The sequence below is a fragment of the Alteromonas confluentis genome, from assembly GCF_001757105.1.
In the GTDB taxonomy this organism is placed as follows: Bacteria; Pseudomonadota; Gammaproteobacteria; order Enterobacterales; family Alteromonadaceae; genus Alteromonas; species Alteromonas confluentis.
In genome coordinates this window covers 16,061-36,014 of the sequence record NZ_MDHN01000037.1, presented here as the reverse complement: position 1 = coordinate 36,014, position 19,954 = coordinate 16,061, and the positions used below count along the sequence as shown (strand labels likewise).

Sequence of the window (19,954 nt, the reverse complement as noted above, 5' to 3'; positions counted from 1 at the left end):
CGAAATACCGCGAGATAGAGAAGTAATGTCAGAACTGCAACTTTCCTACAATCAGTCAACTTCAGAGCAACTGTTCAATCATCTCCGTGAGCAGATCGTAAATATGTCTATCCCACCAGGTAGCATGATTTCAGAAAATAAACTTGCTGAGGCTTTCGGCGTTAGCAGAACGCCAGTGAGAGAAACAATAGCCAGGCTGGTTACATTCGGATTTGCTGAAGTACGGCCACAACGCGGTACATTTGTCACTAAACTTAGTGTTAGCAAGATTCTGGAGGCGCGTTTCATTAGAGAGGCCCTCGAAGTAGCTATAGTGACAGAGTGTGCCGCATCTGCCACTGATGAACTGATAGGTGAGTGCGAAGAATTAATAGCAAAGCAAGAAACTGCTGCTGAACAAGCAGATGCACTTGCTTTTCAAATGTTAGATGATGAATTCCACCAAACGCTGGCTGATTTTGTTAACCAGGAACGAGCCGCAAGTCTCATTCAGTATGAAAAGGCGCATATGGATCGTGTAAGAAACTTAGGACTGAAAGAATTTGGCGGACAATTTGAAAGCGTGCTGGCTCAGCACTGTGCCATTTTGGATGCTGTGAAAGCCCGTGATCCGGAGGCTGCTCGCCATGCGATGAGCAGCCACCTTCACTTAATTTTACAAATCTTGGATGATATCAAAGAAAGTCACCCTGACTATTTCACTGATGAGCAGATACTTTAGTCACTAGTTACTTATTACCGAAATCACCGCTTTTCCCGTTTTCAGACCCGGGCTGTTTGCAGTAATGGTCATATCGCCAGTGTAGCCTTTTACCGGTTTGACGATAACCAGCAGCTTACCACTAAATGCGTTCCTTTTATGTGAAGGGAAAGGCGTAAAATCGGTAGAGTCACCGTTATCTGTAGCAACGATCTCCCCTCCTTCGCTAATAGACAGGCTGACATGGTTGGTCGCACCTGGCACTAACCTACGTTCTGCGTCGGTAACATCTACGGTGATAAATGCTAAATCGTTGCCGTCGTTACCAATTTCAATTCTATCAGCCTTCAGACTGAGACCTTGAGGTTTACCGGCAGTCACGACAACATCTTCAGCCCAGAGCTTCCCCTTTTTATACGCTATTGCTTTCAATTCTCCGGGTTGGTACTTCACATCATCAAACCGTATCCGATATTCGAATTTCTTCATCGGTTTTCGCTCCAGTGACTCACCGTTGAGGAATAACTCAACTTCGTCCCCAGAAGTGAATACATGTACAGGCGTTATCAAACCTTCACGTTCCGGCCACGTCCAATGTGGCAGCATATGCACCATGGGAAGTTCTGGTCGCCATTGGCTCTGATAGAGGTAGAATCTATCTTTTGGGAAGCCCGCAAGGTCTATCATACCAGAGTAAGAACTTCGAGAGCTGTAGTAGGGTGTTGGCTCACCAAGGTAATCCCAACCATTCCAAACAAATTGCCCGGCTACGTAAGGATACATGTCCATATAACGGAACACCTTGTCTGCAGAGGAACCGAAATCAACCGCGTATAGCTCATAAGCGCTGACTTGGTGCGTTTTCGAATCGCCTCCCCGTCCGTCTCTCACCGGTGAGCTTTCTTCCTGTGTGACTGGAAATAAATAGATGCCTCTAGAACTAAATGCGGAAGCGGTTTCACTGGACAATATCATCTTGTCAGGGTGCGTTTTGTGAAAATCAGGGTACGACGGTGGCGTACGAATGCGGTCTGTTCCTTCAAATTCAGGAAGCTGACGAATACCTTCTCCCTGGTAGTTGAGACTAATCACGTCCATTTCCGCAGTAAAAGGAAAGTCAGCTTTCGCCCAATTCATTGAGGCGGTAACTGGACGCAACGGATCTTCTTCCCGAACAATCTCCCTCAGAGCGCTAGCAACGGCGGCACCTTCGTCGCCGCTATACTGCTCGCCAACCTCATTCCCGATATACCACATGATTACCGAAGGGTGATTTCGGTCTCGTCGCACCAGTGCACGCAAGTCTTGCTCATGCCAGTCTTCAAAAATGAGATGGAAATCCAGAGGCGTTTTCTTTTTAAACCAGCTGTCAAAAGATTCGTTTAGGACTAGCAGTCCCATCTTGTCAGTGAGGTCTAGTAATTCAGGGGCCGGCGGATTATGCGCCAGACGAATCGCGTTAACCCCCATATCCTGAAGCAGTTGTAGCTGGCGCTCTGCCGCTCTAACATTAAATGCCGCCCCCAAAGCCCCGAGATCATGATGCTGATTTACACCCTGTAAGCGTATTTTCTCGCCATTTACCAGTACCCCATTATCTGCATCAAACTGTAGACTTCGAACTCCGAATATTGTTTCCACACGATCGGTTTGCTGACCGTTTACCTCTATCTGCGTAACAATCACGTATCGGTGAGGAGTTTGCGTGGGTTTTGGCCCCCACAGTTTAGGGTTTGATAACGTCAGTTCAGATACAACGTTTGCCTGCTGACCTGCATTTATCTGAACGGATGAAGGGCGAAAAGTCCCAACACTTTTTTGCTTTGGTTTACCATCATCACCGAGCTCATAAATTTTGCTGATTATTTTCGCTTTCTGCTCTGCTTCCGAGCCGTTGTCAATTTGCACTTTCAAGTTAACCCGCGCGCGCTTCTCAGTAACTTCTGAGGTGCTGACTTCCGTTCCCCAATGCGCAACATGAACAGATTGGGTTTTAACTAACCACACATTTCTGTAGATCCCGCCTCCAGGGTACCAACGAGAAGAATTTGGTGGGTTGTCCAGGCGAATGGCAAGTTGATTTAGCCCATCCCTTTTAACATAAGGAGTTAGATCTAAGCGATAGGAGGTGTAACCATAAGGCCAACCACCAACTAGGTGGCCATTTAGCCAAACCATCGAATAGGACATCGCACCATCAATATCTAGAAATATCTGCTTCCCAGCATCCGAAGCAGCAAGGTTAAACCCCTTTCGGTACCACGCCACGCCGGGACTAGGGAGCCGTCCCATCCCTCCTCCCACTTCGGGGTCTTCTGAGGTGAAAAAAGGGCCGCTAATTGCCCAGTCGTGAGGCAAATTCACATTCTGCCAATTTGAATCATCGAATTCTGACTGCACAAAAGCAAACTCACTTCCCGGGTTCCCCGGCGGCCTCGTAGCCTTTTGGGACGGATTAGCAATAAAGGAATTTCCGGTGGGTAGGATCCAAGGTTTAAGCACTTCTTGATGACGCGATACGGTTTCAGCTTCGGTTGGCTTTGCATCAGCATTGATCGAATCGTCAAATTCCCTGATTTCTGGACGCACATCGTAAATTAATGAATCAGCTTTATCTGCAGACTCATATTTGAAGAAGCGCCAACCTTCATTAAACGATACTCTCTCCCGTTCAGCCGCATTTCCCTGCGCGATACCTGCAAAGCTTAAAATCACGAACAATATCCGAATACTGAATCCAGTCATTAAAAGAAAATCCTTTCAACTTGCATACAAGAATACAACCAGCTTAAATGATTCCCCCTAACTGTTAAATAAGTAGCATTTAATCATAAATGAAAAGTTAATTTTCGGAACGAAATATAATAAAGCCGGATCATGTATCCGGCTTTTTGCTTAGTTAGAGGTAAGGGTCGATGGGTATGATAGAACCATCGTCACGATATTTTAATTCAGTTACTTTCACACTCCGAAGATGCGTCTTACCACCTGAAAGCGAACTGTCATGATAGAAGAGGTACCACTTACCTTCATACTCAACAATCGAGTGATGATTTGTCCAGCCAACAACCGGTTTGAGCACGACCCCCTGGTATGTAAACGGCCCGTAAGGATTATCTCCAGTGGCGTAAACAATTTTATGTGTGTCACCAGTAGAATAGGAAAAATAGTATTTACCGTCGTACTTATGAACCCATGCAGCTTCAAAAAAGCGTCGCTCATTGTCTCCAGCTAACAGTACATTCCCACTTTCATCAAGGATTTCTATAGATTTAACCGGCTCGGCGAAAGACTTCATATCATCAGACATTTTCGCTACGCGAGGTGCAACTTCAGGCTCATTATCACCGGGAAATACATCTTCCGGATTATATTCACCGTGCTGATAGCGCTGTAGCTGCCCTCCCCAAATGCCTCCTACATACATATAGTATTGGCCATCATCATCTTCGAAGACCGCAGGATCGATACTAAAACTTCCTTCAATAGGCTTGTCTTCTGGTGTAAATGGTCCCGTTGGCGAAGCGCTTGTTGCAACACCAATTCGGAAAACGTCTTCTTTGTCTTTCAACGGAAAATACAGATAATAAGTATCACCTTTTTTGGCTGCATCCGGCGCCCACAGTTGACGTCCTGCCCAAGGTATATCTTTAACCGATAAAGCCACGTCATGAAGCGTTACGGCATCTCCCACAATATCCATGGATAAAACATGGTAGTCACGCATGTCAAAATGGTCACCGTTATCATTTTCAGGAATCCCGGCTTCAACGTCGTGACTCGGATAAACATATAATTTTCCGTCAAAGACATGGGCCGAAGGATCTGCTGTGTAAATATCAGTGACTAACGGTTCAGACTTTCCCGAAATTATAGTTACTTTGTCTTCGACAGAAGTACCTGTAGATTGTTGACAACCAACTACTGTCAGACTGGCAGCAGCAAGGCACATGAGCGTCTGCTTGCTCTTTAAATAGGCCATAACTTTCTCCTGATTGATTTATTCCATGGAGATAATGCAGGGAGAAATCTTAGACAGCAATGGACGAGGCCTCGATTAAAAAATAACACTATCGCAAAATGCAATAACATAAAATTTACATCACTTTATTTTTCTTTCTGCTTGAACTGACTTTGAGGAGGACCTAGGAAAGAGGGTTTTAAACCTCCTGTATCTACGATTATTTTCTGTACTACAACCCCCTCATCTTTACCCCATAAGGTTAGAAGATGTTGCCCCGACTCAGGAACATGGATGGTTGTTTTGATGACTCTTACATTATTCAGAACATCGTTTTCCCAACTTCTTAGGTAGTCCTCGCCAAGCGCACTCAGCCAAACTGGCTCAAAATCATCTAGGCTCAGACCGAATAACAAGTTACTTTCCGGATTAAACTTCTGGGTGGGAGACACCTCAATGTATACTGGAAAGTCACCTTTGTGAGCAAAATGCACGGGATAAGTTACTTTACTACCGTTGTTTCTGTGTTGCGGGAGATAACGAATAGCTTTGCCTGTTCTGCCATGCTGTACAAGCGTTTCCCACCCTTCTTCAATAGCCACATGAGAGTTAGCAGCTTCAATTGACAACACGCCATCACCTTCCATGAAGCCGAACCCATCGCGCCCCTCATTTTCTGCAAACACATTTATTACAGCACCTCCCCAGCCAGTACCAACGACCGTGAAACTACCGCTCACGGCTTTACGTTCAGGGACAGCTGACCAGTCAATGGTCACCTTCAATTCAATAGACTCGTTTACAACACCTTTTTCTTGAGACACCACAATCCAACTATCTTTTGAGGTTACGCTAAAAGGAAATGCCGAGGCCTGTCTGTTGTAGATGAAAACACTACGACTCTTTTTTCCAAAACGTGTAAAAGGCGGTAATTCCAATTTCTCGTGCCGAAACTCAATTGCTGGCCACCAGTCCAGGCTTCCTTCAACAGCAACCCCCATGTCAGCAACCTCTACGAGCGCTTTCGTACTAACAGCAGGAGGCAGATTGGCTGGCGGATTCCGCCAATGCACGTAACCAATATGAGGTTGCAACATCATGCCGTCCCATCGCCCGTTATTCATTTCATGATATATATTGGTTAGTTCGCCATCCCTAGCAAACCATTCTCGGATTGATTGTGCCGTACCGTTTATCTCTGCTCTTCGCTGTGCGCCAAAAAGATTGTTAAGCGCAAGCTGATGATTAAGCTCGAACACAGCTTGAGTTGCTCGGAGAGGATGTTCAACAAGTTGGAAGAAAGCGTCATGCAAGTTAGGGTTTAGCACCGCCTTAACGTCGTCGGCCTGCTTAACGCGGGTAGCTAATAGCGAAGAATATCGTAAAGCCTCATCGTAATTGATAATGCTGTATGTCTCGCTATCTAGTGCCTCTGGTTTTCGTTGACCGTTTACAAGCAACGTGGTTTTAATAATGTCGGTAATACTTTCACTATCAGAGCCAGGGAACATTCGCGATGACCATTGCGCTAGAAACTTATCTGCTGAACGACCATCAAACGATTCCGGATCCCAAGCCATCTTGAGAAAGAAGTCGATGGGAAGCTCCATAGGCTTAAGATCCCCAACATTAGCAATCCATATTTTCCTCGCTTTTTTGCGGTAAGCCAGCGACATTTGCTCATAGATTTTGCCAAGTGGCACCGTATTAATCCATCGATAGGAACGCGGGCCACCAACGTAATCAAAATGATAATAGACGCCGGCTCCACCAACACGCTTGGCTTCTTCATCAGTAGGCAGTCTGCGAATATTTCCAAAATTATCATCAGACCATAATAAAGTAACATCGTCTGGCACTCGCATGCCATTCTCATAGTAACTTTGAACTTCTTTATATAAAGTCCAAACCTGTGGGATATCTTCTATTCGTGTATTGGGGAAATTTGAGGTGAGAATATTCCGCTGATCAGCAACAATTTGTTCCAATAAAGCGATATTTTGATTTTCGCTCATGGGGGTGTCAGCCTGCCCCCTCATGCCCAGAGTAAATACAGCAGGTTTGTCTCGATACCTTTTTGCACCTTCCTCCCAGAACATATAAATATTCTGCGGATTTTTTGCATAATCCCAAGGCCCTTTCCCATATCGATTCCACTCTACATCGGCTCGCATCATGGGTTCGTGATGCGAAGTACTCATCACAATGCCAAGCATCGCCGCTAGTTCTGCATTTTGTTTATCATCATCTGCAAATGCGCTGTCCCACATTGCTGGCCAGAGGAAGTTACCTTTCAGTCTTAGCAGTAAATCAAATATGTGTTTGTAGAATTTTGCATTAAAGCCACCAAACTTTTTCTTTGCCCATTTAGTAAGCGCCGGTGCTTCATCGTTAAGAAATATGCCGCGGTATTGAACTTTAGGCGCGTCCTCGATACGAGTATCACCGTTTAAATAGAGTGAAGCTTGGGGTAAGACAGGAATGTCTGCCCACCAATACCAGGGAGAAACGCCAATTTTTTCACTCAGGTCTAAAAGACCATATTCGACGCCTCGCAGATTATTTCCTGCAATCAACCAAACGGGTCTACCACCATCATTCAAACTCTCAATATGATACCCATCCCAGGATGAAGCTGTTGTAGTGAGATCCAACTTTAGGCGAGATGCCAACGCACCAACATGACGGCTTTCGCCCACAATTCCCGCAATAATTATAGGGCTTTTTTCTGTAGTGAGGTGATTGGAAATACGCGGACGCACGCCACTCACTTTTTCAATATCGCGACTCACTGTGTCTGCTATCCATTGCAGGCCCGGTGGTGAATCGTCATCTATTAACAATATGGCCGCTTTACCCTCGTTATCCACAAGAGGAAAAGCATCTTCAGCTTTATCTACATTTAGATAGGCATGCGCTTGCGCTGCAATACAAAGTAATAAAGCTGCAATTGCGAACTTCATAAACAATCAATCCCTTTAATTATTTCCGAAAGGCAGCATGACCTGAGCAACCATGCCACTGCAAATTGCATTCGTTATGTATTGCATCGAAGCTGTTACTTTTTTTGCTAGGACCAACGAGCGCTTAAAAAATATCAATAGGAACAATAAATGAAGTAATTGCACGACAACAGGGATTGGGGCAACGTCAAAATGAATAATATCTACTAAAACGAGAGTTGCCTTATGTCTGTTCGATTATGCTGCCTTGCTGTTTTCATTGCGATGCCCGCCTTTGCTGATATTTCACTGCACAAATTGTTCAGCAACGGAGCGGTAGTCCAACGAAATCAATCTATTCCCCTTCAGGGCTATGCATCTGAAGAAAAATCAGTTGATGTATATCTCGATGACATTTTGCTTGGTTCAACGACGGTTACTGCAAAGCGGTGGCAATATATACTCCCCGCGACATCCGCAGGTGGGCCTCACACATTACGAATTGAAGGTGGTGGCAACAGTACGTCAGTGCAGGATTTGTACTTTGGAGATGTGTGGCTGCTTGCTGGCCAATCCAATATGGAACTCACAATGAGTCGTGTTGAAGAAGCTTTTCCCGAAGATATTTCCAACGCAGATTTTCCCCTAATTCGTGAGTTTACAGTACCAGATACCTACGACTTCGATGGACCTCGAGAGGACTATACAGAAGGTAAATGGCTTACTGCTACATCAGCCAACATACGCCAATTGTCGGCAGTTGGATATTATTTCGCGAAGAATTTAAACGAAGAGTTAGGTATACCGATTGGTCTTATTAATGCTTCTCTTGGAGGATCACCTATAGAATCCTGGATGAGTCCAGATGCGCTTTCCGGTTTTCCCGAAGCCCTGAACGAGACGCAACCATTCAAAGACGACAGCTATGTTGCTGCAATAAAAAACTCAGATGCGCAGCGCCAGCAGGTCTGGTACACCATGCGGGATGCAATGGACCTGGGGTTTAAGGAAAATTGGAAAGCCGGGAACTATGATGACCGTGATTGGGAGTCAGTTAACCTTCCTGCTTACCTTCCAGGTACGAATGAAGATTCGAATTTCGCGGGGGTATGGTGGGTTCGTCGTGAATTTGAATTAAACAAAAAGCCCGATGCTCCCGTTGTAATCCGTTTGGGAAGAATTGTAGATGCTGATGCTGTGTATATTAACGGCACTTTCATCGGCGAAACGACTTATCAGTATCCGCCCAGACGATATGAGGCAGATCCTTCTCTTTTTCAAAAAGGAAAAAACCTTATCGCAGTACGTGTGACTTCTGTAGGGGCTGATACCCAATTTGTTGCAGACAAACCCTATTTTATGACCGTTGGAGATACAAAAATCTCACTCGACGGAAAATGGAAATATCAAGCCGCTGCCACCCTACCTCCCTTAATGCCACAAACATTTATTCGCTGGAAGCCTACCGGGCTTTATCATGCGATGATTGCACCAGCACTGCGCTTCCCATTAACTGGAGCGCTCTGGTATCAGGGAGAGTCAAACACCAAGTCGCCAGCGCTATACAACAGTAAACTCAGCACAATGATTGAAGATTGGAGACAACGTTGGGGCCAATCATTTCCTTTCATAACAATTCAATTGACCAATTTCATGGAGCGCTCAGATATTCCCTCTGATACGGCTTGGGCTAGCCTCAGGGCTCAGCAGTGGGAAGTGTCACAGACTGTCCCTGATGTCGCTACGGTAATAAGTATTGATGTGGGTGAGTGGAACGATATACATCCAGTGAACAAAAAAGCGGTTGGCTTCCGGGCATCATTAGCGGCAAGGGCGTTAGCGTACGGAGAGAAAATTGACTATCAAGGGCCAGTTGTTACTAGCGCTAAGCTTGAGGATGATGAGCTTATACTGACATTTAGCGATGCAGCACTTCCCTTGCGATTTAATGGAGCATCCAACAGAAGCTTTGCAGTAGGAACGAAAGAAGGGGCATTTTCTTGGGCAGTTGCCCATTTAAAAGGCAATAACCAGGTAGTACTAAGCGGGTTTGCTAACACCGAACCAAATATGGTGCGCTATGGATGGGGCAACAATCCAGAAGCAACCCTGACTGATGCTTCTGGCTTACCGGCTCCCCCATTCAAAATTAACATTGAGTAATGGGAATGCTGTTTTCGTTTCAAAATATAAAAGTTACGGTTAGAAGCTCGCCCGGTTACTTACCGGGCTTTTTCTTGTTCTGTAGACTTCGCAGATAATGACTGAGCGCCTGAGCGTCTGACTTATCGAGTTTATTGACGAAGCTAGGCATTCCCCGGCTTTGTAACGCACCATGCAATATTATCGCTGAAAGAGGTTCTTCCGCCGTCATTAGGCTACTGAGCAAGTTTGGAGCAATTCCACCACGACTGTCGTCGACAACGTGACAGACCGCGCAATGGGAATCAAAAAGTCGCTCCCCAGCCTCAAACAGTGGACGAGAAACTTGCCAGCTTAAATCAGGAACAACCTGAGAATCAGCAGGTGTAAACCGGTTAAACTCTTTTGCGACAATCTCATTTACGATATTTACAGACGGATTCGACTCGTTTTGCAGCGCAAACGTTAAAACAGCGTTTGAACGCAGTTTATTAGTGAACAGGTTTTTCATACCAAACCCTCCACCCCAGCCTGCGGCTACCGTGACATATTGAACACCATTTATCTGATAAGTGATCGGTGGAGCAAGTATGCCAATTCCTGTCTCCGTGCTAAACACGAGTTCCCCAGTTTCACTGTTATAGGCCGTTAAACGACCATCTGCCGTTCCTTGAAATACCACTCCACCAGCAGTGGCAAGAAGGCCACCATTCCAGAATTCATCTTGTTCTACCGTCCAGACAGCTTGCCCTTTCTTTGGGTTCCATGCTTTCAGAAAGCCGCGTTTTACTGGGGCTGCGGCGTCTTTTCTATCTGCTTTGTTATCCTGTTGTCCAATTGCCAAATTCCAGCCAGCGCCAGTTCCAAAACCTTGGCTGTTATACTTCCAATTAAGATCTCTGCCGTACATAGAAAGCGTATTGCGGCCTGGGATAAAAACCAGCTCACGATTAGGATCGTAAGCCATTGGATGCCAGTTGTGGCCTCCATCGTAATTTGGCGCGATTTCTGCGTTGATATTTTCGTAACGAGCAAATTCGGTTTCTACCGGCCTTCCTGTTTTTAAATCTATCCCGGTGGACCAGTTAACGTAGGTAAAAGGGTCTGCCTTAAGTAATTCGCCAGTTTTTCTATCAAGCACATAGAAATAGCCATTCTTTGGGGCCTGCATCAGCACGCTACGTTGCTTACCATCAATTTCAATATCAGCAAGAATAATGTGCTGTGACGCGGTAAAATCCCAAGAATCACCCGGTGTAGTTTGGTAATGCCAGACCAGTTCTCCATTACTTGGCCTTACAGCAAGAATCGAAGAGAGATAGAGGTTATCGCCACCCTCAGGACTCCGATGATTGCGGTCCCATGGGGAACCATTTCCTGTGCCCACATAGAGTAAATCTAGCTCGGGATCATACGCCATAGAGTCCCAAACCGTGCCACCGCCTCCGACTTTCCACCACTCTCCAGTCCAGGTCTTTGCAGCATCCTTAAGCGCCGCATTTTCAAACCCTTCATCTGGATTACCCGGAACGGTATAAAACCGCCAATTCAGCTTACCGGTACTTGCATCATAGGAAGAAAAATATCCTCGGACACCAAGCTCTGCGCCCCCGTTACCGATGAGAACCGCCCCGTTTATCACACGCGGTGCCCCCGTTATTGTATAGGGTCGGTCTTCGGGTACGGTGTTAGTTTCCCAGCTCACCTTACCGCTTTGACGATTCAGGGCTATCAGCCGACCATCAAAACTACCAAGGTACAATTTGTCATCCCACGCTGCCAGGCCACGATTAACGACATCGCAGCAACCGTTGATTGCAGTTTGACCCGATACTTGGGGGTCATATGACCACAGAAGCTCCCCACTGACTGCATCTATAGCAAATACCTTACTCCATGGACCCGTAACATAAAGCACGCCATCAATGAGAAGTGGCGTAGCCTCCATACCTCTCCAATCAGGAAGTAGGGTTTTGTTTAAAAGTTTAAGCTGCCCAATATTTTTCTGATTAATCTGCGTAAGCGGGCTAAAGCGGGTCTCACTATAATTTTTACCATAACTGAGCCAGGCGCTGTCGTTGCTATCAGCATTCACTAGAGTTTCAGAAGTGATTGCTTCTTGCGCTCGGCAAGGGGTGACAATATAAGAAATGATTAGTCCAGCAAGAATGAGGCGACTGTGCATTTAAGCTCCGGATAGCGATGTTGATTTATGTTGGTTATGCAAAGCATTAAAAACAAATAAATCACATTTATTTTACAATCTCTACCGGATATGAAATTTGGTAAACTCAGCAGTAAAATCAATAAGTTTAAAACATGCAGCATTAATTCTAATACTGCGCATTTTCAAATGTTTTAGATAAAATTCTCGCCAGTGCTAAACGGTTGCTGGCGAGAACTTTATTTTCTTTGGGGTAGTCAGAGAATAATCTCAATAATGCCTAAAATAATCATTAACCCTGCATATCCTCAAGTTCCCGGCCGCGAGTCTCATAAATGTACCGCACCACAAACAGCACAGAAAGGAATGCACACACGGCATAGAAACCATAGGCACCAGCGAGACCCACACCGGCCAGCATCATCGGGAATGTCCAGGTAATAGCAAAGTTTGTCAGCCACTGGATTAGTCCGCTCACCGCCAGTCCTGAGCCGCGGATTTGATTCGGGAACATCTCGCCGAGCATCACCCACATCACCGGACCCCAGGAAAAGTTAAAGCAGAATACATAGAGGTTGGCTGCTACCAGCGCCACCGGCCCCCAGTCGCCCATGATCAAGCGACCATCAGTGCCCTGGTCGGCATTGCCAAAGGCAACAACCAGTGCGGCAAGGGTAATAGTCATGCCGACAGAACCCCACATGAGTAGTGGTTTGCGGCCAACTTTGTCGATAATCGCAAGGGTTACCAAACAAGCTGCAATGCTAATAGCGCCACTGATAACGTTTATCAACAGTGCATCGCTTTCAGAAAAACCGACCGCTTGCCAGAGCACGGCACCGTAATAGAACACCACATTAATACCCACCAATTGCTGTAACGTGGCGAGCCCCAGTCCAATCCACACAATGGGTCGAACCTTGCCGGTGTCGGGCTGCTTCAGGTCACTCAGTTTTGGTTGGTGATCAGTGGCCAGTGTATCCTGGATTTCTTTGAGTTTTAGCTGTCCTTCGACGCCATAAAGGCGCGTAAGCACTTCTCTGGCTTTTTCTGTTCGCCCTTTTACCACTAAGAATCGCGGACTTTCAGGTATAAAAAGCAACATTGTCAGAAACAAAAACGCCGGGCACAATTCCATCCAAAACATCCAGCGCCAGGCGGCATAATCTAACCACAGCGGCTGGGTTGAACCGGCTGCAACGTCAGCAAGAATGTAGTTACTAAGAAACGCGGCAAATAACCCACTGATTATGGCGATTTGCTGTATTGAAGTGAGCATGCCACGATACTTTGCCGGAGACACTTCTGCGATGTAAGCAGGCGCCATCACCGATGCGGCACCAACCGCCAAACCACCGAGAATACGGTATACCACGAATTCACCGCCAGTGGCAGAAACGCCAGACCCCCAAGCACTGATGATGAAGAGCACAGCTGCTACCAGTAGTAAACTACGTCGGCCAAATTTGTCTGCCAGTCGCCCAGCAAAAAAAGCTCCCACGGCACAACCCAGCAGCATGCTCGATACGTTAAAACCGGTGCCCACACTTTCAGACTGGAAGGCAACCTGTAATCCGTCGACGGTGCCGTTGATCACCCCGCTGTCGAATCCAAACAGAAAGCCGCCGATGGTGGCAACAATACTGATAAACAATATGAACGCCCCATTGGTTGTTCGCTCGCTACTACTTGATGTCATCACTGTATCCATGCTGTTGTTATTCTCCGTGGGTTAGGGTTGTAAGAGGTTCAGAGTGCCGCGAACTTTGGCAGTGTTTTGTCCGGCACATCTTCCAGGCTTTGCGGCCGGTTTGCCTGTCGGTACTCCACCGGTGTTTGATTAAAATGCTTCCGAAAAATAGCGTACATGTATTGAATAGACGGATAACCGCACAATTCCGCGATTTCGGTAGCGGGTTCTTCGGTTTCTTTTAGCATTTTGCAGGCACGGTTGAGTTTTTCGTTATGAATTTCGGTGTGAATGCTGTGCCCACGTTCATCACGAAAGCGCCCTTCAAGATTAGAGCGGGAGATGCCAACGTGATCGAGCACTTGATCCACTTTAATTCCCCGGCAGGCATTATGTTGAATGAAATGCATTGCCTGCATAACCAGCGGATCTTTAATGGCTTTGTAATCGGTTGACTGCCGTTCTGCTACTCGCTCAGGTGGCACCAGCACCGGCGCTTTTGTCACCGGCATGCCCTGCAACTGGCGGTGCAACATTCTGGCAGCCTGAAAGCCCATGTCGAAACAGCCCTGCTTAACGGAAGTTAAACTGACCCGACTAAGATAACGGGCCAGTTCGTCGTCATCGATGCCGATAACGGAAAAGCGTTCAGGAATAAGTAAGCCCAGATGATCACAGGCTTGCAGAAGATGACGAGCACGGGCATCGGTTACAGCAACGATACCTGTTGGTGCAGGCAAACTACGTAACCAATCGGTAAGGCGTTTAAGTGAGTACTGCCAGGTTTCGGGACGAACGGCATGACCACGATAAAGGTAGCATTCATAGCCTTCCTTACGAGTAAGCTCAAGCATGGCGCGTTCACGTTCCTGCGCCCAGCGATGCTGCGGATTAACCGGCGCACCATAAAAGGCGAAACGTTCAATGCCCTTTTGCTTGAGATGTTCAAACGCCGCCTCAACTAGCGCATAGTTATCAGTGGCCACATAAGGCACTTCAGGATAGTCAGATTTATTCTGGTACGACCCGCCCACCGCCACCACCGGCACTTTTGCTTTGGTCAATGCCCGCTCAATGGCTGGGTTATCGAAATCAGCAATAATCCCGTCGCCGCTCCACTCATCGAGGTGCTCTAAGCGGGTCATGAAATCTTCTTCGAGATACAGATCCCAGTCGGCTCTGGAGGTCTGCAGATATTTCCCTATTCCTTCAACGATTTGGCGGTCGTAAACCTTACTGGCATTGAACAGCAACGTGATACTGTGCGACTTCTCAAACATGATTCTGTCCTGATAAAAGCAAATTCCATAAAAGCGATTATGATTATTGTTTTTCAGCATCCTAAACCAGTCAACATCAATTAACAAAAAGATTACAAAATTTCATAATTGCCCAAACTGCATTTGATAATCAACATAGCGGTATCAGCGATTTTAAGAAGTGAACGAAACATGTATCTGGGCATAGATTTAGGCACCTCCGGCGTTAAGGTGGTGTTAACCAACGAACAGGGCGCGGTGGTAGCAACCTCTCATGCGGCACTGGACGTGTCGATGCCAAAGCCCCTTTGGTCAGAACAAAATCCGCAGGACTGGTGGAATGCCACCTGCGCCTGTCTGGATGAATTAGCAGATAAACAATCACTCGCAGATGTGAAAGCCATTGGCCTGAGCGGCCAAATGCATGGCGCTACGTTGCTTGATGAAGACGGCGAAATACTTCGCCCTGCTATTTTGTGGAACGACGGCCGCTGCGACGCCGAATGTCGTGAAATTGAATCTACGGTAAAAGATGCCCGTCAGCGAAGCGGCAACATTGTCATGGCAGGTTTTACTGCGCCCAAACTTCTGTGGGTGAAAAATCACGAGCCAGACGTGTTCGCGAAAGTGAAAAAAGTCCTGCTTCCGAAAGATTACCTGCGTTACAAACTTACCGGCGAATTCGCCAGCGATATGTCTGATTCAGCCGGGACAATCTGGCTTAACACTGAATCTCGTAGCTGGGACAACACACTACTGAATGCTTGTGGTTTAACAGAATCTCATATGCCGTCATTGTTCGAAGGTAACGAGGTGACTGGTTTTCTGAACGCCGGACTGGCTGAGCGCTGGGGCATGAACGCCGTTGCCGTAGCTGGTGGCGGAGGCGATAACGCGGCGGGTGCTATCGGTTGCGGTATTGTTGAACCCGGGCAAGCCATGTTGTCGTTAGGCACGTCAGGTGTGTACTTCGCGGTAACTGAGGATTTTCGCACTAACACAGCGCAAGCGGTGCACAGCTTTTGTCATGCCCTACCCAACCGCTGGCACCTGATGTCGGTAATGTTAAGTGCGGCGAGCTGCCTGCAATGGTACGCCTCGCAAAGCGGCTACAAAAACGTGGGTGAAATGATTGACGATGTCGAGCACAACGTAGCGTTTGATGATGCTGCCATCCCGTTGTTTTTACCTTATCTCACCGGCGAGCGCACACCGCACAATAATCCTTACGCCAAGGCCTCTTTCTTCGGTGTATCAGCATCCACAACCCGCGCCCACATGGCACGAGCAGTGATGGAAGGGGTGTCGATGGCGCTTGCTGATGGCATGGATGCGGTGGATGAAAGCGGCGTTACTGTGTCGGATATCAGCCTCATTGGCGGCGGTGCGAAAAGTGCGTTCTGGCGACAACTTCTCAGCGATGTGAGTGGCCGTAAGCTCTCTTATCGCCAGGGTGGCGATGTGGGGCCGGCGCTTGGCGCTGCTCGTCTGGCACAATTGGCTGTTAATCCAGACACCGCAGCTTCAGACATTTGTTTTCAGCCTGCTATCGAAGCCAGCTATTCGCCCAACGAGACCATTCACAATGCGTATTTGTTGAAGCGTCAGCAGTTTCGTGAACTTTACTATGCTATTGAGCCATTTTACTCGGCCCCGAAAAAACACAAAACTTTCACTAATTAACATAATTGTTGCAAACGAAGAGATACACCAGACTGACTGGTAACGTTTACAGCGCAATTTATCCGTGCAGGAATATTTCCTGGGCGACTCATTCCTTCGACGGGGAAAATAACTATGAGCAATTATTTCGACGCCATTCCGGCGATTAAATACGAAGGTCCGGAATCGACCAATCCACTGGCTTTTAAACACTACAACCCTGAAGAAGTGATCATGGGTAAAACCATGGAAGACCACTTACGCTTCGCGGCCTGTTACTGGCACAACTTCTGTTGGGACGGTGCCGATGTATTCGGTGCGGGCACGTTTAATCGTCCGTGGTTAGCTGGCGGCGACCCAATGACACAAGCGAAAGCTAAAGCGGATGCCGCTTTTTCGTTTCTGGAAAAACTCGGCGCGCCCTACTACTGCTTTCACGATGTAGACGTAGCCCCTGAAGGAAATTCGGTAAACGACTATATCAGCAACTTTTCGGCGATGACCGAAGTGCTGGCCCACAAGCAGGAAGAAACGGGTATGAAGCTGCTGTGGGGCACAGCGAATGTATTCAGCCATCCTCGCTATATGTCAGGCGCAGCAACCAACCCCGATCCCGCCGTGTTTGCTCGCGCTGCCACTCAGGTGTTTCATGCGATGAATGCCACCAAACAACTGGGGGGTGAAAACTACGTATTGTGGGGTGGTCGTGAAGGCTATGAAACTTTACTGAATACCGATCTGAAGAAAGAACGTCAGCAACTCGGTCGCTTCATGAACATGGTAGTAGAGCACAAACACAAAATTGGCTTTGATGGCCTGCTGCTGATTGAGCCAAAACCACAAGAACCCACTAAACATCAATACGATTACGATACTGCCACCGTACACGGCTTCCTGACTGAATTTGGTTTGGAAAAAGAATTTGCCGTTAACATCGAAGCTAACCACGCAACGCTATCGGGCCACTCTTTCCATCACGAAATCGCTACCGCGTTTGCGTTGGGTGTGTTCGGCTCTATTGATGCTAACCGTGGCGACCCGCAGCTGGGATGGGACACCGACCAATTCCCTAATTCAGTAGAAGAAATGACGCTCATCTGTTACGAGATCCTGAAAAATGGCGGCTTTACCAGCGGCGGCCTTAACTTTGACACCAAATTACGTCGTCAGAGCATCGACGCAGAAGACTTATTCCTTGGTCATATTGGTGGTATGGATACCTGCGCCTTAGGCTTGAAAAAAGCAGCGGCGCTGCTCGAGTCTGAAGCTTTATCCAGCGCGGTAGAAAAACGCTACGCCGACTGGAATCAGGACTTTGGTCATCAGGTGCTTAACGGCACTATGTCTCTGGAAGACGTTGCCAACTATGCCCGCAACAATGCACTGGATCCAAAACCCGTTTCAGGCAAGCAGGAAGGTCTGGAAAACCTGGTTAATCAAATTCTCTACAAATAATCAGTTGTAGCACTGTCCCTTAGCAGCCCCCTGTAATACCGGTAATAACACAGACGGTATTATCCGGGGCTGCACCTTCTCCTATGCGCTGTTATGATGTCGCCCCTATGTATCGGAAAACATGTAACGGGAACGCAAAAACGTTGAAATTTTCAGACCGCGCCAATGCCATCACGCCATTTTATGCAATGGCATTTTCAGAAAAAGCCTCTGCGCTAGAAGCTCAGGGTTTTCATGTTGTCAGACTCAATATCGGTGAGCCAGACTTCGGTGCGCCGCAACCTGTAGTGGCTGCCATGCAAGCGGTAATGGAAAAAGCCGAATTGCCCTATACATCAGCGCTAGGATTGCCTGCTCTTCGTGACGCCATCGCGGGGTTCTATCAAACCCGTCATGGGGTAGCAGTGAAGCCCAATAATGTGGTAGTAACCGCTGGTGCATCTGCCGCCCTGCTGTTAGTTTGCGCGGCGCTGATTAATGAAGGTGATGTAGTGATGCTCGCCGACCCGGCGTATCCTTGTAATCGTCAGTTTATCCGCGCTTTTGGTGGTCAGCTTCAAAGTATTGCAGCGGGTGCTGAGGACCGTTTTCAACTTACGCCGCAGAGCGTGAAAGCAAACTGGCAGAGTTCCACTAAAGGCGTGATGTTGGCCTCCCCTTCTAATCCAACCGGTACGTCTGTTTCCCAAGCCGATTTACAAGCCATCTGCGAATTCGCCAAAGCAAAAGGGTGCTGGCGCATCGTTGATGAAATCTATTTAAACCTCAGCCATCATGATGATGGGCAAACCGCTCTGGCATTTGATCCTGACGCCATTGTGATAAACAGTTTCTCCAAATACTTTGGCATGACAGGCTGGCGTCTTGGCTGGTGCGTGGTGCCAGACGAAATGGTACCGGTAATGGAGCGTTTGGCGCAGAATCTCTACATTTGCCCGTCTACACCAGCGCAACATGCAGCCCTTGCCTGTTTCACGCCCGAAACCCTGAATGTATGTGAACGTCGTCGTGATATTTTGCTGCATCGCCGCCAGTTGGTGTTAGAAGGCCTGGCAGAAATCGGGCTGTCGGTGGATGTGGAACCCGATGGCGCCTTTTATGTGTACATCAACGTAACGCCTACGGGGCTAACTGCCATGGATTTCTGCGAGCGATTGCTCGAAGAGCATCATGTTGCACTCACGCCGGGTAACGACTTCGGTCAGGCCACCGGTGATGATTATGTGCGTTTATCGTTTGCCGCTGCAGAGCAGGAACTGGAACTGGGCATTAAGCGGATGGGTGAGTTTGTCAGTAAGTTAGGTATATCGGCTTAAGGCGAGATGTTGCATTGAATAGAAGCTAAATGCGTGAAGGAACACGCCTCTTAGTTATCGAAAAGATCGACGCTTCCTGTTTTGCTCGTGTCCGCATTTACCTTCACAGACAATTCCGCTTCGCGCTCGTAAATGGTGTTGTTGTGCATATCGTATATGCGTTTCATAATGACAGATCCATCTGACGGCGTGAAATACACCTTGCGGGCGTAGTTTTTCAATAAGTCGTGCGCGAGAACCGGTATGTTTTCTGTTTGCAGAAACTCAAGCCCAAAGGCCGCATTGGTTGCCCCAATATCGTTGCTCACATAACCCGGTAGCACCCGCGCGCCGCCAAATACCTTTGCCACCAGACGTTTCTTTTCAGCGCCCAATCGTAGGCAATCGTTTAGCAGCACTTCCATAGCATGCACGCCGTAACGGTTCGCCTCAAACGATGCCGCGCTTACTGTGTTATTGCTGGGAAGCATGAAATGGTTCATACCTCCTACTTCGGTGATAGGGTCGTACAAACATACCGCCACGCAAGAGCCCAACACGGTAACTATGAGTTTGTCTGCACTGGTAACGTAATATTGCCCGGGCAAAATCTTTACTGCATCTCGTCCGAAGCGAGAATCGTAATAAGAGGGTGGACGGCTAAAATCGTGGTCAGGCACGTTC

12 protein-coding genes are annotated in these 19,954 nt (G+C 47.4%); 5 read left to right on the top strand and 7 right to left on the bottom strand.

All coding sequences use genetic code 11. The annotated features are described in order from the left end of the window. Positions 1-25: 25 nt before the first annotated feature. Complete coding sequence (locus BFC18_RS15315; RefSeq protein WP_070126434.1) at positions 26-721, top strand: GntR family transcriptional regulator; 696 nt, start codon at positions 26-28, stop codon at positions 719-721. Between the two features lie 3 nt (positions 722-724). Here the strand turns inward: BFC18_RS15315 and galB are convergent, their stop codons facing one another. The 3 genes from galB to BFC18_RS15300 form a co-directional block, all read right to left on the bottom strand. Then, a complete protein-coding gene (gene galB / locus BFC18_RS15310; RefSeq protein ID WP_070126433.1) occupies positions 725-3,445 on the bottom strand; it encodes a beta-galactosidase GalB in 2,721 nt (906 codons plus the stop codon). A 154-nt stretch (positions 3,446-3,599) separates the two neighbouring features. Next, positions 3,600-4,682, bottom strand: coding sequence for a glycoside hydrolase family 43 protein (locus BFC18_RS15305; RefSeq protein ID WP_070126432.1), 1,083 nt, complete (start codon positions 4,680-4,682; stop codon positions 3,600-3,602). Between the two features lie 125 nt (positions 4,683-4,807). Beyond that, positions 4,808-7,624 (bottom strand): glycosyl hydrolase 115 family protein, encoded by a 2,817-nt coding sequence (locus BFC18_RS15300; protein ID WP_070126431.1) that lies wholly within the window; start codon positions 7,622-7,624, stop codon positions 4,808-4,810. Between the two features lie 225 nt (positions 7,625-7,849). Between BFC18_RS15300 and BFC18_RS15295 the strand changes: the two genes are divergently transcribed. After that, on the top strand, positions 7,850-9,766 hold the full coding sequence (locus tag BFC18_RS15295; RefSeq protein ID WP_070126430.1) for a sialate O-acetylesterase: 1,917 nt from the start codon (positions 7,850-7,852) through the stop codon (positions 9,764-9,766). Between the two features lie 55 nt (positions 9,767-9,821). Here the strand turns inward: BFC18_RS15295 and BFC18_RS15290 are convergent, their stop codons facing one another. From BFC18_RS15290 to BFC18_RS15280, 3 genes are all read right to left on the bottom strand, one after another. After that, the gene (locus BFC18_RS15290) at positions 9,822-11,930 is read right to left on the bottom strand and encodes a PQQ-dependent dehydrogenase, methanol/ethanol family (protein WP_070126429.1); all 2,109 of its coding nucleotides are present in this window, start codon (positions 11,928-11,930) and stop codon (positions 9,822-9,824) included. Positions 11,931-12,201: 271 nt separating this feature from the next. Continuing rightward, positions 12,202-13,608 (bottom strand): sugar porter family MFS transporter, encoded by a 1,407-nt coding sequence (locus BFC18_RS15285; RefSeq protein WP_070126428.1) that lies wholly within the window; start codon positions 13,606-13,608, stop codon positions 12,202-12,204. 50 nt (positions 13,609-13,658) lie between these two features. Next, positions 13,659-14,879 carry a XylR family transcriptional regulator gene (locus tag BFC18_RS15280; protein WP_070126427.1) on the bottom strand — a complete coding sequence of 407 codons (1,221 nt, stop codon included), beginning with the start codon at positions 14,877-14,879 and terminating at the stop codon, positions 13,659-13,661. Positions 14,880-15,050: 171 nt separating this feature from the next. On the opposite strand from BFC18_RS15280, the gene xylB reads away from it, so the two are divergent. The 3 genes from xylB (at position 15,051) to BFC18_RS15265 (ending at position 19,291) form a co-directional block, all read left to right on the top strand. Further along, positions 15,051-16,541 (top strand): xylulokinase, encoded by a 1,491-nt coding sequence (gene xylB / locus BFC18_RS15275; RefSeq protein WP_070126426.1) that lies wholly within the window; start codon positions 15,051-15,053, stop codon positions 16,539-16,541. A 114-nt stretch (positions 16,542-16,655) separates the two neighbouring features. Next, a complete protein-coding gene (xylA, locus tag BFC18_RS15270; protein WP_070126425.1) occupies positions 16,656-17,975 on the top strand; it encodes a xylose isomerase in 1,320 nt (439 codons plus the stop codon). Positions 17,976-18,118: 143 nt separating this feature from the next. Further along, positions 18,119-19,291: a pyridoxal phosphate-dependent aminotransferase gene (locus BFC18_RS15265; RefSeq protein ID WP_170826613.1), complete on the top strand. Its 1,173-nt coding sequence runs from the start codon at positions 18,119-18,121 to the stop codon at positions 19,289-19,291. Positions 19,292-19,341: 50 nt separating this feature from the next. On the opposite strand, the gene cheD is transcribed toward BFC18_RS15265, so the two are convergent. Further along, positions 19,342-19,950 (bottom strand): chemoreceptor glutamine deamidase CheD, encoded by a 609-nt coding sequence (gene cheD, locus BFC18_RS15260; protein WP_070126423.1) that lies wholly within the window; start codon positions 19,948-19,950, stop codon positions 19,342-19,344. Positions 19,951-19,954: the final 4 nt, after the last annotated feature.

Excerpts from the sequence above, each read along its gene's own strand:
- BFC18_RS15315 (WP_070126434.1), top strand. The coding sequence starts at position 26 with ATGTCAGAACTGCAACTTTCCTACAATCAGTCAACTTCAGAGCAACTG.
- galB (WP_070126433.1), bottom strand. The coding sequence starts at position 3,445 with ATGACTGGATTCAGTATTCGGATATTGTTCGTGATTTTAAGCTTTGCA.
- BFC18_RS15305 (WP_070126432.1), bottom strand. The coding sequence starts at position 4,682 with ATGGCCTATTTAAAGAGCAAGCAGACGCTCATGTGCCTTGCTGCTGCC.
- BFC18_RS15300 (WP_070126431.1), bottom strand. The coding sequence starts at position 7,624 with ATGAAGTTCGCAATTGCAGCTTTATTACTTTGTATTGCAGCGCAAGCG.
- BFC18_RS15295 (WP_070126430.1), top strand. The coding sequence starts at position 7,850 with ATGTCTGTTCGATTATGCTGCCTTGCTGTTTTCATTGCGATGCCCGCC.
- BFC18_RS15290 (WP_070126429.1), bottom strand. The coding sequence starts at position 11,930 with ATGCACAGTCGCCTCATTCTTGCTGGACTAATCATTTCTTATATTGTC.
- BFC18_RS15285 (WP_070126428.1), bottom strand. The coding sequence starts at position 13,608 with ATGACATCAAGTAGTAGCGAGCGAACAACCAATGGGGCGTTCATATTG.
- BFC18_RS15280 (WP_070126427.1), bottom strand. The coding sequence starts at position 14,879 with ATGTTTGAGAAGTCGCACAGTATCACGTTGCTGTTCAATGCCAGTAAG.
- xylB (WP_070126426.1), top strand. The coding sequence starts at position 15,051 with ATGTATCTGGGCATAGATTTAGGCACCTCCGGCGTTAAGGTGGTGTTA.
- xylA (WP_070126425.1), top strand. The coding sequence starts at position 16,656 with ATGAGCAATTATTTCGACGCCATTCCGGCGATTAAATACGAAGGTCCG.